Origin of the sequence: Serratia sp. ME47 (assembly GCF_903970925.1) — a bacterium.
Lineage (GTDB): Bacteria > Pseudomonadota > Gammaproteobacteria > Enterobacterales > Enterobacteriaceae > Serratia > Serratia ureilytica.
Genome location: NZ_CAJCKE010000008.1, coordinates 84,422 through 97,509 on the forward strand (window position 1 = coordinate 84,422; position 13,088 = coordinate 97,509).

6 protein-coding genes are annotated in these 13,088 nt (G+C 58.1%); 4 read left to right on the forward strand and 2 right to left on the reverse strand.

Annotated elements, in window-relative coordinates; all coding sequences use genetic code 11:
- The gene (gene pqqF / locus H7A77_RS10860; RefSeq protein WP_182074167.1) at positions 1–2,310 is read left to right on the forward strand and encodes a pyrroloquinoline quinone biosynthesis protein PqqF; all 2,310 of its coding nucleotides are present in this window, start codon (positions 1–3) and stop codon (positions 2,308–2,310) included.
- A 149-nt stretch (positions 2,311–2,459) separates the two neighbouring features.
- Positions 2,460–4,895, forward strand: coding sequence for a glucose/quinate/shikimate family membrane-bound PQQ-dependent dehydrogenase (locus H7A77_RS10865; RefSeq protein ID WP_182074168.1), 2,436 nt, complete (start codon positions 2,460–2,462; stop codon positions 4,893–4,895).
- A gap of 443 nt (positions 4,896–5,338) precedes the next feature.
- Here the strand turns inward: H7A77_RS10865 and H7A77_RS10870 are convergent, their stop codons facing one another.
- Both H7A77_RS10870 and H7A77_RS25590 read right to left on the reverse strand, forming a co-directional pair.
- Positions 5,339–8,248 carry an autotransporter domain-containing protein gene (locus tag H7A77_RS10870; RefSeq protein WP_255443862.1) on the reverse strand — a complete coding sequence of 970 codons (2,910 nt, stop codon included), beginning with the start codon at positions 8,246–8,248 and terminating at the stop codon, positions 5,339–5,341.
- Positions 8,214–8,474, reverse strand: a complete 261-nt coding sequence (locus tag H7A77_RS25590; protein ID WP_255443863.1) for a hypothetical protein — start codon at positions 8,472–8,474, stop codon at positions 8,214–8,216. Before H7A77_RS25590 ends, H7A77_RS10870 begins: the two co-directional genes overlap by 35 nt.
- A gap of 817 nt (positions 8,475–9,291) precedes the next feature.
- Between H7A77_RS25590 and H7A77_RS10875 the strand changes: the two genes are divergently transcribed.
- Entirely contained in the window at positions 9,292–11,397 is a 2,106-nt protein-coding gene (locus H7A77_RS10875) for a bifunctional diguanylate cyclase/phosphodiesterase (protein ID WP_033650416.1), read from the forward strand.
- 277 nt (positions 11,398–11,674) lie between these two features.
- Positions 11,675–13,051 carry a glycosyl transferase family 2 gene (locus tag H7A77_RS10880; protein ID WP_182074169.1) on the forward strand — a complete coding sequence of 459 codons (1,377 nt, stop codon included), beginning with the start codon at positions 11,675–11,677 and terminating at the stop codon, positions 13,049–13,051.
- The last annotated feature ends 37 nt before the right edge of the window (positions 13,052–13,088 follow it).

A 13,088-nucleotide genomic window follows, 5' to 3' on the forward strand; every position in this document is an offset into this window, starting at 1 on the left:
ATGACACTCCCCGCCTCGTGGCAGCTCGATAACGGTTTGGCCGTCAGGGCGATAAGCACCCCTGACGCCGAGGCCGCCGCCGCGCTGGTGCGCATCGAGGCGGGCAGCTTTCAGGCGCCTGCCGCCTGGCCGGGCCTGGCGCATCTGCTGGAGCATATGCTGTTTCGCGGCAGCATGAACTTTAGCGCGCAGGATGGGCTGATGGGCTGGACGCTGGCGGTCGGCGGCCGGTTAAACGCCACGACCCAGGCCACGCAAACCGCGTTTTTCTTTGAGGTGGGCGCCGAACAGCTGGCGGAGGGGTTGGCCAGGCTGATCGATATGCTCGCCGTCCCACAGCTGACGGCTGAGTCAATCGCCCAGGAGATCGAGGTCATCGACGCCGAATATCGCCTGCTGCGCGCCGACGATGAAACCCGCTGCGAAGCGGCGCAGCGGCAGATGTTCAGCGGCATTGACGCGTTGCACCGCTTTCATATCGGCAGCCGCACCGCTTTCGGCAGCGATATTCCCGCGTTGCAACGGGCGCTGCGGCAGTTTCACCACCACTATTACCGCGCGCCGAACATCACGCTGTGGCTGCAAGGCCCGCAATCGCTCGAGCAGTTGCATGCGCTGGCGCAGCGCTACGGCGGCGCCTTGCCGCCGGGCAGCGTCGCGCCGCCCGAGGCATTGACGCCGCTGGCCGCCGGGCAAGATTACACGCTGTTTCTCCCCGGCGCGCCGCAGCTGCGGTTGGTGTTTGCCCTGCCGCACTCCCGTTCACGCGGCTGGCTGCGGCGGCTGGAGCGTTTATTGCTGGACGAAGCCCCTGGCGGGCTGCTGGCACGGCTGCGCGCTCACGCGTGGGCCGACGCCGTTAGGCTGGATTACGCCCGCTGCGCTGAAAACAGCGCCCTGCTGAGTTTTATTTTTACCGTCAATCACGGCGCGGCGTCTGAAGCCGCCCACATCGAAAGCGCCTTGCTGGCCTGGTTGCAGGCGCTGATCGCGCTGACACCGGCTCAGCTTGCGCATTTCGGGCAACTGGCAAACCGCGATTTCCACCGTTTGGCGCCGCTCGATCAGTTGCGCGCCAGAGCATTTGGGCTGCCGCCGGTGGAGCCGAACGACGATTGGCCACGGCATATTTCGGCGCTGATTAGCGCGCCGCATCGCCGTCTGGCCGTGCTGCCCGAGGGAGGCGGTGAAACGCGTGAAATTCAAGGGCTGCCGTTGGCGCTCGCGCCCTTCGTCCGCACCGTGCCGACGCCCACGATAGATCCTTTCCGCTTTTTCTCCACCTCGGCGGCGCTGCCGATCCCGCCCCTGCCGGCCGGCCAGGCGCCGCTGCGGCATCTGCACCCCGACGAAGCGCAGCCGGTGCTGCTGCTGCGCCCATCGCCGCATGGCGCTCTCAGCGAAGAACAGGCCTGTGGTTTGCAGGCGGCATTGCGCCCTGGAGCGGCCGAGTTAGCGCATCGGGAGGGACATTTAAGCTTCGATCGCCACCAGGGCGTGTGGTTGTTACAGCTGGCGGGCAGCGCAGCGCTGATCTGCCACGGTCTGAACGTCGTGAATCGAGCCCTGGCGGCGCTGCCGCCGGCCGTCATCAACGAGGCGGCGAGAAACCTGCGCCACGCGCAGCTCAAAGCGCAAAACGATATCGCCATTCGCCGCCTGTTAGCCCAATTGCCGGCGGCGTTGAGCGTATCAACGGCAACGGCCCCACTCTGGCATGCCACCCTGGTCGGCGGCGACGGCGAGTTAAAGCGGCGGCTGTCGCATTTGCTGTATGACTTTCCTTTTCCCATAACCGACGAGGCTCAGCGGCCGACGCCTCTGCATCGCCACCCCGTCACCCTGACGGAAAGCGGCGCAGAACACGCCTTGCTGCAATTTTACCCGCTGCCAAACGACGAAGCCGAAGGCCGTTGGGCGCTGCGCGTGCTGGCCCGGCTTTACGCGCCGCGTTACTTCCAGCAGTTGCGCGTCGAGCGCAACGTGGGTTACGTGGTGCAATGCGCCTTTCATCGCAGCGCCGATGCCGAAGGCCTGCTGTTTGCGCTGCAATCCCCGACGTTCGCCGTTGAGCAGCTGCGGCAGTTAACCGACGAATTCTTGCTGCAGATGCGCCATGAACTGGCGCATCTCGGCACCGGCGAACTGGAGCTGGCGCAACAGGCGCTGCGGCAAAGCGTGCAGCGCCTCAGCGACGAGCCGTTGCAACGCGCCCGGGAAATCGCCCTGGAAAATCGCCACCGGGTGGCGCAGGTTGCCTCTCTGCCTGCCGCGCAGCTCGTACACTGGCAGAAACGGATATTCCTCTAAGCCAAACCGAGGTTGTGCCGATAACGTCGGCTTTTCCCTCATAAAAACAGTTACATATCCTTAACAAGCGCACCTCCATCAATGTTACAATAGTCGCCAATAACGACCTTTTCACCTTTAAGAATCAGTATGTTATTGGAGATTATTCAATGTCAGATGCCAATGCACGTTCGGGCATAAAACTTACGCTGTGGTGTTGCCTGTTAGGCATCATCCTGGCCGCCACCGGCCTGTTCTTCACTGTCGCCGGCGGCAAACTGCTCTCGCTGGGCGGCAGCGCCTACTTCCTGATTGCCGGCCTCGTCATCCTGCTGTCGGCCATTCAGTTTTTCCGCCGCAAGTCCTCAGCGGTTTGGCTGTTCCTGGCGGTGTTCATCGGCACCGTCATTTGGGCGCCGTTGGACGCCGGTTTTGATTTTTGGCCGTTGATTTCCCGTCTGATGGTGCCGACCGGCCTGATGCTGCTGGCCTTCCTCACCTGGCCGGCGCTGCGCAAGCGCGAAGGCAAAGCGCCGTTGGCCAAGCCGGCTTACCTGCTCTCCGCCTTGCTGGCGGTCGGCATGGTCGGCGCCTTTGTCCAAATGTTCCAGCCGCATCCCACCGTTGCCTTCAGCGGCCAGCCGCTGCCGCTGATCCCGGTTGATAAAGCGCAACAGCAGAAAGATTGGGATAACTACGGCAATACGCCGGGCGGCAGCCGTTTCGTCGCGCTGGATCAGATCACCCGCGATAACGTGCGGGAGCTGAAAGTCGCCTGGACGTTCCATACGGGTGACATCCCTATCAGTCCCGATGGCAACGGCGCGGAAGATCAGCAAACGCCGCTGCAAATCGGCAACCGCATTTTCCTGTGCACGCCGCATAACAATGTGATCGCCGTCGACGCCGACAGCGGCAAAGAAATTTGGCGGCGAGAAGTCAACGCCAAGTCGCAGGTATGGAACCGCTGTCGCGGCCTGGCCTACTTCGACGTCAACAAGCCGTTGCCCGCGCCGAGCGTGCCGAGTTCAACCCCCGCCGCGCCCGTCGCGCTGGCGGCCGGTGACAGCTGCCAACGACGCATATTGATGAACACCATCGACGCGCGCCTGATGGCGATTAACGCCGACAACGGCGAATTCTGCCAACACTTCGGCAACCAGGGCGTGGTGGACCTGAAGGCCGGTCTGGGCGACGCCGCCGATCCGAAATATCAACTGACGTCGGCGCCGACGCTGGCCGGCACCACCGTGGTGGTCGGCGGGCGCGTTGCCGATAACGTGCAAACCGATATGCCCGGCGGCGTGCTGCGCGGCTTCAACGTGATCACCGGCGAAATGCGCTGGGCGTTTGACCCGGGCAATCCGCAGCCGAACGCTGCCCTGAAACCGGATCAACACTTCGTGCGCAGCACCCCGAACTCTTGGGCGCCGATGTCGTACGATCCGGCGATGAACACGGTCTTCCTGCCGATGGGCAGCTCCTCCGTCGATCTGTGGGGCGCCAACCGCAACGCGCTGGATCACCGATACGGCGCCTCGGTGCTGGCGCTCGACGCGACCACCGGCAAAGAGAAATGGGTCTATCAGACCGTGCATAACGATCTGTGGGACTTCGATCTGCCGATGCAGCCCAGCCTGCTCGATTTCCCGATGCAGGACGGCACCACCCGCCCTGCGCTGGTTATCGGCACCAAAAGCGGGCAGATCTTCGTGCTGGATCGCCATACCGGCAAACCGCTGACCGAAGTGAAAGAACTGCCGGTGAAGACCCGCACCATTCCGGGCGAGCAATATTCCGCCACGCAGCCGTTCTCCGTCGGCATGCCGCAGATTGGCGCGCAGAAGCTCAGCGAGTCCGACATGTGGGGCGCTACGCCATTCGATCAATTGATGTGCCGCATCAGCTTTAAATCGATGCGTTATGACGGCCTGTTCACCGCGCCGGACACCGACGTTTCCCTCAGCTTCCCCGGCTCGCTGGGCGGCATGAACTGGGGCGGTCTCTCTACCGACCCGAACAACCGTTATATTTTCGCCAACGATATGCGTCTGGGCCTGTGGGTGCAGATGATCCCGCAGAAAGCCGACACAGGCGCGCCGGCCGGCAACGGCGGTGAAGCCGTGAATACCGGCATGGGCGCGGTCCCGCTCAAAGGCACGCCGTATGCCGTCAATAAGAATCGCTTCATGTCGCCGCTGGGCATTCCTTGCCAAAAACCGCCGTTCGGCACCCTCTCCGCCATCGATTTGCAGACGCGCAAAGTGGTGTGGCAGGTTCCGGTAGGAACGGTGCAGGATACCGGGCCGTTCGGCATCAAAATGCGCGCGCAGATGCCGGTCGGCATGCCGACGCTGGGCGGCACGCTGGCGACTCAAGGCGGCCTGGTGTTTATCGCCGGTACGCAGGATTATTATCTGCGCGCCTTTGATTCGTCCACCGGGCAAGAGCTGTGGAAAGCGCGCTTGCCGGTCGGCAGCGGCGGCACGCCGATGAGTTACGTCTCGCCGACCACCGGTAAGCAGTATGTCGTCATTTCCGCCGGCGGCGCACGTCAGTCGCCGGATCGCGGTGATTACGTCATCGCCTACGCGCTGGATAAATAATCGCCGGAACGCCGGTTAAATAAAGCGGCGCACCGCGCTCAATGGGCATTTAGAGGGAGACGTTGCATGACGTCTCCTTTTTTTGGGTTTATTGCCTGAACAGCAGAATATTAACCATCCGTTTCATTTTCATGCCTTTTCTTTTATTTCTCTTACGGCGATACAGCGCGCGCCACCGGCGCCGGTGATACTCACAGGCAATTGATATGTATAAGGTAAAAAATAATAAAATGAAGAGAAATTCCATGTTTCGGCCTAAATCCTTTTAGTCATTTCAGATGATTATCATCAATTTTTCTAACCAAAAGAATTAGAAACATCCTGTTCTAACGCGCCTTTATCCTGTGAAGACACCGCCGCCCGGCCTGTCGCTTCCGCGCGCCCCATAAAAAGCCCCCATCGTTGCGATGGGGGCTGAGTAGCGTGAAACGGATCAACGGCTATCAGAAGCGCCAGGTCAGACCGGCATTGACGCTATTGTCCTGATGGTTGGACGACAATTGCCCGCCGTAACCGAGGGACAACACGGCGTTTTTGTTAACCCAAACATCGACGCCCGCCTTCAGAACCGCCCCGTCACGGGAAACGGGGACGCTGTTCACGTCGAACGCCGCATCGCTGCGTTTGAACATCAGCTGTGTTTTACGCTCCAGCTTGCCGTACTGATGTTGCCAACCCAGCTCGCCGCGCAGCGCGATCGCCACGCTGTCGGTCTGCCATTGCGTATCGGCGCGCAGGCCCAGCGTCGAAGCGGTGGCGGACTGACTTTGCTTATCGCCGCGCAGCGCCGCCGCCCCGCCTTGCTCGTTGATCCCCTCGTTGCGATAGTGGGTGTACGCCAGGTTGACGAACGGCTCAAGATTGACCACGTCGTTGCTCCAATCGTAACCGCTTTCGATAAACAGCTGACCGGTGCGCGCGTTATAGCGGGCCTTTTCGCGATCCGCCTGCGCGCCGTAGTTTACCGAGCGCGACGTGTCGATGCGATGCCAGGTATAGGTGCCGCCCGCTCGCAGCGCCAACGCGCCGAAACGTTTGTCGCCGTACAGCCCCAGATGGTAGTTGTCGCTGTGAGCATCTGACTGATAGCCGCCATCCAGCGACGTGCGGGTATACCCGGTCATCACGCCCAGCCGGCCGTCGTCAAACAGTTCACTGTCCAGACCCAACAGCACGCCATAGGTGGATGTCTGGTAACCGGTGGCGTTGTTGTTGCCGGAAGCATGCCCCCAGTTGCCCAGCAGTTTCGCCCATGCGCCATTATCATCCGCTTTGATATCGGAAGCGGTGCGGCGGCCTTCAGCCTGGCGCAAACGCTCGGTGGCGGTATCGCGCAGATTACGGCTTTCGTTGATCTGGGTGGAAGCCATATCCGCGTGGATCTGGCCGGACAGTTGACGGGTCGCCTGCTGCAATTCTCTGGCCGAAGTGAAGCCGAGGAAGCTTTCATAAACCGGATGGCCGGCCACGGGGCTCGTCGCTTCGGTAACGGCTGTCGCCTCGCCTTCAACACCCTGCAGTGCGGTTAGCGCTTCAGCGGTAGGCGCCGCGACGCTGCGTTTGGCCGTTTCCGTGACCGGTTCCGTGGCGTTGAGCGTTTCCACCGCACGGGCGACCGCTTTCTCGTTCTCGGTGCTGGCCAGGCTGTCAAAACGGGCGGCGGTGCGCGTGATCCCAAGGCCGACGTCATTGCCCTGATAGTCCAGCGTCACATTGACAAACGGATACGAAGGATTGGCGTTTTCGAAGCGGCCGGTCACGCCATCCGTCGTCGTCAGGATGGTGTATTTGTTGCCCAGCAGGCTTTGCGCCTCATTTTGCGACAGCAGGTTTTTGCTGTGCTCCAGGCTGACGTTCACACTGCCGCCGTAGAGGAAAGCGCGCCGCGCTTCGATTTTATCGCTGCGGCCATTGTCTGCGACCTCGACGTTATACTGCGAGCCGCGATCAAACACGGCGTCATGCAACACGTGCAGCGTACCGATGCCATTTCCCGGCGTCACGCTGCCGCCCCGAACCGCTCTGAACGCCCCCACCGTGCCGTCGCCAGCCAGCGTGCCGCTATTTTCGATATAGACATTGGACGCCACCGAACCGTTGATCGCCAGTACGCCCTGTTTCACCCAGGTGTCACCGCTGTAAGTATTATTGCCCAACAGCGCCAGCGTACCGGCGCCCGTTTTGGTCAACCCGCCGTGGCCGCGGATGTCATTGCTCCACGAATCGAAGTCGCATTCGGCCGACGTGCAACGCCGCTCAACCGGGGTTCCGGCTTCGACGATATTCCCCAGACCGGGGATATTCACCACAAACTGTTTTTCACTGTAGGAACCCGGCACATAGAATTCCTGCGGAATATCCTCTTGGGTGATAAACATCTTCGGCCCGTTGATCGCATCGCGTAAATTGACGCGGCCCCAGCCGAATAAATGATCAATGCCGGCCTCACCTAAATCGGTGGCGGTGGTTTTGATGACCGCGGATATTTGAGCGGCGCTCATATAAGGGAAGCGCTGCATCAATACGGCGGCAAATCCGGTGACGTGCGGCGCCGCCATTGAGGTGCCCGACATATTTCCGTAATCGGGTTTAACCGTCAGCTCGCCCTTATTATAGGCTTCGCGGTTAACCGCCCCGCCGGTATTGGAAACCAGCTCCCCTACGCTGCTGTAAATACTGCTGCCCGGCGCTGACACGCAAAAACTGGCCGTATGTCCGCAGCTGGTTGAGGAAACGCTTAACTTATCGTTATTACTCAGATTGGTCACGATCAGATAATTGTTTAATACCTCAGGGAAAGCATAGGGAAGTGACTTTTGCGCCTCAGGAATATTGTAGTTATTGTAATTGCCTGCCGAGAAAACGATCAGTTTGCCATGCTTGGCGGCGCGCAGCAGCGTCGCCATGGCGCTGTGCCCGCCGGTGGGCACGGGTTGCTCGCTGCCCCATTCCAGGTTGGACTTATTGCGCATCACTTCATTGATGACGTCGGTTTTCACCCACGCCACATAGTCAGGCCTCCCGTTCGGCAGCCAAATGGTGTTGCCATTGGCATCCTTTCTGACCGCCGGTGGGATCCCCCAGCTGTTATTGATAACCCGGGCTGGGCTCTGGAGCAGTTCTTCGCGGCCGTTGCGATTGCCGAAGTCGTTCAACTTGGCGCCGATAATGTCCGCGTCGTAGGCGACGCCATGCATACCGGAGCCGTCTCTTTTGGCGGCTGCAATACCGGCGACATGCGTGCCATGCGTGCCGAATGACATATTATCTTGTTTATCATACGAGAAATTATAGCTGCCGTTATCCAGCCGCGTCAGTTTACCGGCGAATTCCGGATGAGAGAATGGCATCATCAATAACGCCAATCGTCACGCCTTTTCCGGTATAGCCTCTGGCATAGGCGAACTCGGCGGAAATAGCCTCAATCCCCCATTGGCGATTAAATTCTGCGGTTTTCCAACTGTCGGGTGAACCTAATTGTCCTGGTTCCCGATAAGCGGCAAGAGATGAATGAAGAGACAAGCCATAACAACCCAGAAACACGCAATACGCTAACTTCAATTTTTTATTAAGTATCATTTTACGCTCCATGTTTATTTATACCCAGAAGAAAACTGACGTTTTAACCGCGCTGAAACCTCCTATGATCGTGAAACGACAGATAACGCATGCCTGCCCGACGCGGGCCGCATAAAACAGGCTGAGTGATAAAAATTCGGGCGTGCGGACATGAAGATGTCACCACCCCATACGCTTAGGGCGCAGAAGTGCAGACAGGTGGCGAATGTACGTTTGCCGGCGATAAACCCGGCGCCGTTATACCGGCACGGCTCGGCCATCCGGCCGAAGCGCGAGAATCAGGCTGTGAGTGCATCCCGCTAAATCATCCAGTTTTGTTAATGATTTTCATTCGCAAGGCTATCTTATACGTAAGCAAAGTGTCAACAGATGAAACAAAACATTTCTTGATTTGCATCATAACTTTCACCGCAAACGTCGGCGACAGGTGCGTCGGCCACCGCTGAACCGGGCATAACATGGCGCTTTTTACCGCCCGGCATGCGGATTTTGTCAGTCATGATGCATAAGAGAGGCGGTATGACGAGTGAAAGAACAGCAGAAAGACTGAACATTTTCTCAAAAAGAAACATCAGGTTTGATTACTTTTTTGCGGTTATTAAACCGCCTGGTCGGAGCACTTATTTTTCGATGCAATATAAGAGGGGCTTATAAATAACAGGAGTATTCCTAATGCGTTCTTGCGTAATCTATTTCATGCTACCAGGCCGATTTTTAGCCGCGCCCGCTGGCTATTCCCATTTTCATTGGCAAGACTATATTGAAAGAGGCTCTGCTATAGAGCAAGAATATGGGTAATTTTCCGAGGAAATACCGCATGAGCCTGTTGCCCGAGCAGACCAATAACAAAAATCCGATCGACCTCTACAGCGAAATCGTAGACGACTTGCCGGGTCTGATCTGCTTCGGCAACCGCCTTGGCGGTTACTTCAACAAGCAGTGGCGCGACTATACCGGCGCAATCGCCGGTGAGCACGGCGCCGCAGACTGGCTCGAGGCCCTGCACCCTGACGATCGCGAACGCCTGGCCGCGCAATGGCGCCAGGCCATCGTTGCCCTCTCCTCGTTCGCCGGCGAAGCCCGTCTGCGCGAGCGCAGCGGCGCCTACCGGTGGTTTATGCTGGCGTTTAACGCCCGCCAGGACGGCAAGGCGCTGGAGCCCAGCTGGTACCTCACCGCTACCGACATCCATCCGCAAATGCTGCAACGCCAGCAAAACGTTCAGGCGCTCTCTATCCAGCAAGACATGCTGGACGCCAGCGTTGACTGCATCAAAGTGATCAATCGCGACGGCACGCTGCGCCACATGAACCGCTCCGGCAGCCTGGCGCTCGGCCTCGATCCGGCGCAAAAAGAGTTTGGCATGCCCTGGCTGGGGCTGTTGTCGCCCGAAGTTCGCCGCCGCGGCAGCAAAGCGTTGCGCAGCGTCAAAGCCGGTAAGAATGCGCGCTTCGCGGGATTGAGCGTGACGCCGCAGGGCAAAAAACAGCATTGGGACAACATCCTCTCTCCCGTCAGCGATGAGCACGGGGCCGTGGCCGAGATCTTGTGCGTCTCACGGGATGTGACGTCGCAGCGCGTGATGGAGCAACGCCTGCTGCTTGCCAGCGAGTATGACGAACTGACCGGCCTGCCCAACCGGCGCCTCTTCAAGAAAAAGCTGAAGCAAGAGATGAAGCGCGCCCTGCATGGCAACAAGTCGCTCGGGCTGATGCTGCTGGATCTTGACCATTTCAAACTGGTGAACGATACGCTGGGCCACGCGGCGGGCGATCATCTGCTGCGGGTACTGGGCAAAAGGCTGAGCGCCTGCATGAATACCCATTCGTTCGTCTCTCGCCTCGGCGGCGACGAGTTCGCCGTCGTGATCAGCGACGTTGAAAACGAGCAGGATATTTTCCGCATCGCCAACAAGTTTCTGCTGCAGCTGGAGACGCCGATCACCCACGGCGGCAAGACGTTGCATTGCGGCATGAGCATCGGTGGCGCCATCTATCCCAAAGATGCCCGCGATGCGTCAGAGCTGATGAAGTGCGCCGATACCGCGCTGTATGAACTGAAAGAAGGCGGCCGCGGCGGCGTCTACATGTTCGACAGCAAGATGATGGACAAAGCCCGCGCCCGCGCCAGTCAGCTCAACTACGCGCGCCAGATCGTGCGCGATAATTGCATTCGCCCCAACTACCAGCCGAAGGTCAGCCTCGCCGACGGCAGCATCGTCGGCTTCGAAGCGCTGCTGCGCTGGCATTGCCCGCAAAACGGCATACAACTGCCGGCGACGGTCAGCGAGGCCTTCAACGACTATGAACTGGCGACCAAAATCAGCGAAGCCATGCAGCTGAAAGTCTTCGCCGATATCGCCCGCTGGCGCGCGGCCGGCGTGGCGGTGCGGCCCGTTTCGCTGAACGTGTCGCCGATCGAGTTTTTACGCGACAACTACGCCGAAACCTTCCTGCAACGCCTGCTGAAGTTCCACATTCCCCACCACCTGATCGAACTGGAAGTGACCGAACACGCGTTCAACAAGCACGGTTCGAAATACGTACTGCGCGCGCTGCACATGCTCAAAGAGATGGGTATCCGTATCGCGCTGGACGACTTCGGCACCGGCCACTCCTCGTTCAGCCATATCATGGACTACCCGCTGGACTGCATTAAGCTGGACTGCGACTTCATTCAACGCATGAACACCGAACCGGCGATCCTGGCGATCGTGGAAAGCATCGGCATTCTCGGTCAAAAGCTGTCGATCGATATCATCGCCGAAGGCGTGGAAACCGAGCAGCAGCGCCAAACGCTGTGCGAAGCCGGTTTCCATATCGGCCAGGGGTTTTTGTTCAGCCCGGCGGTGGGATCCCAGCAGGTGCCGACGCTGCTGCAGGCGATACTTCAGCCTGCCGAAGGCGGCACGGCGAATCGTTAAATCGGCATCGCATGCCCCACATTCGGGGGGCTTGATCCCCCCTCTTTTCCTCTGCTTGTTTCACGCCTCCCGCACCGGAATATTTGTGAGAGCCCTCACAAAGCATAAACGTATCTTTACATTTTTGAACGGTTAAGCTTCCGTTCTGTCAGATTTGAGTGTATTCCAGAGCGTCAAAACGATTTTTTTTCCACTCAATTGGGAACGTTACCGGAGACTTGTTAAGAAATAGTTAATTTAAATCAATGCACTACAAATAATAGCAGGAGGTACTGCGATGCACGAAAGGCAAGAGAAGAATGCAATGTTCATTTCGTTCGATGCCGTCTCGGTCTCGGGGATCACGGTGGAAGCAATGAAGATTGCCAAACGACTGCAAGCCTGTGGATTTCGCTCTTATCTTGATCTGGGATACGATATCAAGATTGATAAGGGAAACTTTAATAAACCCTATCAGCATGAGCATGACATCTACCGCGATGTCTTTACGCTGGTCCGCCTGGACGACATCACGTCGATTCCAGATTACCACCCCGCCTTTCTCGACTACGCGCACGCGGCGTTGATCGGCCAGAAAACGCCCATTGACGAGCAAGAAAAAACCGCTTTGTTGCATACCATCGCGTTGACGGCGCGGCAGCTGGCGGATCGCCTCATCGCCCAATGGGAAGCGCTCGCAATCAGCCATGTGGTGGTGGAAAACGGCACGCTGCCGGAAAACATCATCTATACCAAAGCGCTGTATCTGGCGATCGAAGATTATGGCCGACGTTATCGACTGACGCGTTTCGTCATCTGGCGCGATCACGACCTGATGTGGAACAGCGAGAAAAAGGTGCTCAAATACGGCCCGCCGCCTTATTCTCACGCCATCAAACCTATCCCTTCAAAATACATTACCTATGTCACGCTCAATCACGATCTTAAGCAAAAGCTGGAGGCCTGGTGCAATCATGATGTCCATGTCGAGGTAAAGAAAAATACCTATGACTTCTCGGACAGTCATGATAGAACGAATGTCAGAAAGCAGATGAATATTCGCGACAATGATCTTCTCATTGCCAGAACCACCCGCATCATCCCTCAGAAAAGATTGGATCGCGATATTGTGCTTATCAGCCGGCTTAACGATTTATTTATCCGCGACCACAACACGCGACGCGCCTATTTGGCGATCGCCGGCAATGAATATGAAAATCCGTCATGTTATCTGCAACTCGCCAAATTGGCGCAGGAACTGAATGTTCTCCCCTATGTCAAATTCGTCGGCATGCTTCCCCATGTCGATATGCGCTCGGAAAACGACGCGTTTTGCATAGAGGACCTCTATCACTCTTGCGACCTGGTCTCTTTTCTCACCTCGTATGATTATGATAGCTATGGCAATCCTATCGGCGAAGCGATCAGTTGCCGCCGTTGCTATATCACCACTCGCTACGAATATTATCACGAGGTCTACGGCCGGCATGGGTTTGAAGCGCCCGTCATGCCGATCTCCGAGTTACAGGATGGGCCGCCGAACGACGAATTCATCCAGCAAGTCTACCGGTTCATTAATAATAAGGAGAAGATGAAACGCGTGGCGGAAAAGAATTACGCGCTGGGCAAGCGGATTTTATCCAACAACGTCATGGAGTTCTTAAATATCAGCTAATCATCGAATGACGTGACATTTCATTTTCAGACAAGCC

Coding starts and splice junctions, on each gene's coding strand:
- pqqF (WP_182074167.1), top strand. CDS start 1: ATGACACTCCCCGCCTCGTGGCAGCTCGATAACGGTTTGGCCGTCAGG.
- H7A77_RS10880 (WP_182074169.1), top strand. CDS start 11,675: ATGCACGAAAGGCAAGAGAAGAATGCAATGTTCATTTCGTTCGATGCC.
- H7A77_RS25590 (WP_255443863.1), bottom strand. CDS start 8,474: ATGATACTTAATAAAAAATTGAAGTTAGCGTATTGCGTGTTTCTGGGT.
- H7A77_RS10870 (WP_255443862.1), bottom strand. CDS start 8,248: ATGATGCCATTCTCTCATCCGGAATTCGCCGGTAAACTGACGCGGCTG.
- H7A77_RS10865 (WP_182074168.1), top strand. CDS start 2,460: ATGTCAGATGCCAATGCACGTTCGGGCATAAAACTTACGCTGTGGTGT.
- H7A77_RS10875 (WP_033650416.1), top strand. CDS start 9,292: ATGAGCCTGTTGCCCGAGCAGACCAATAACAAAAATCCGATCGACCTC.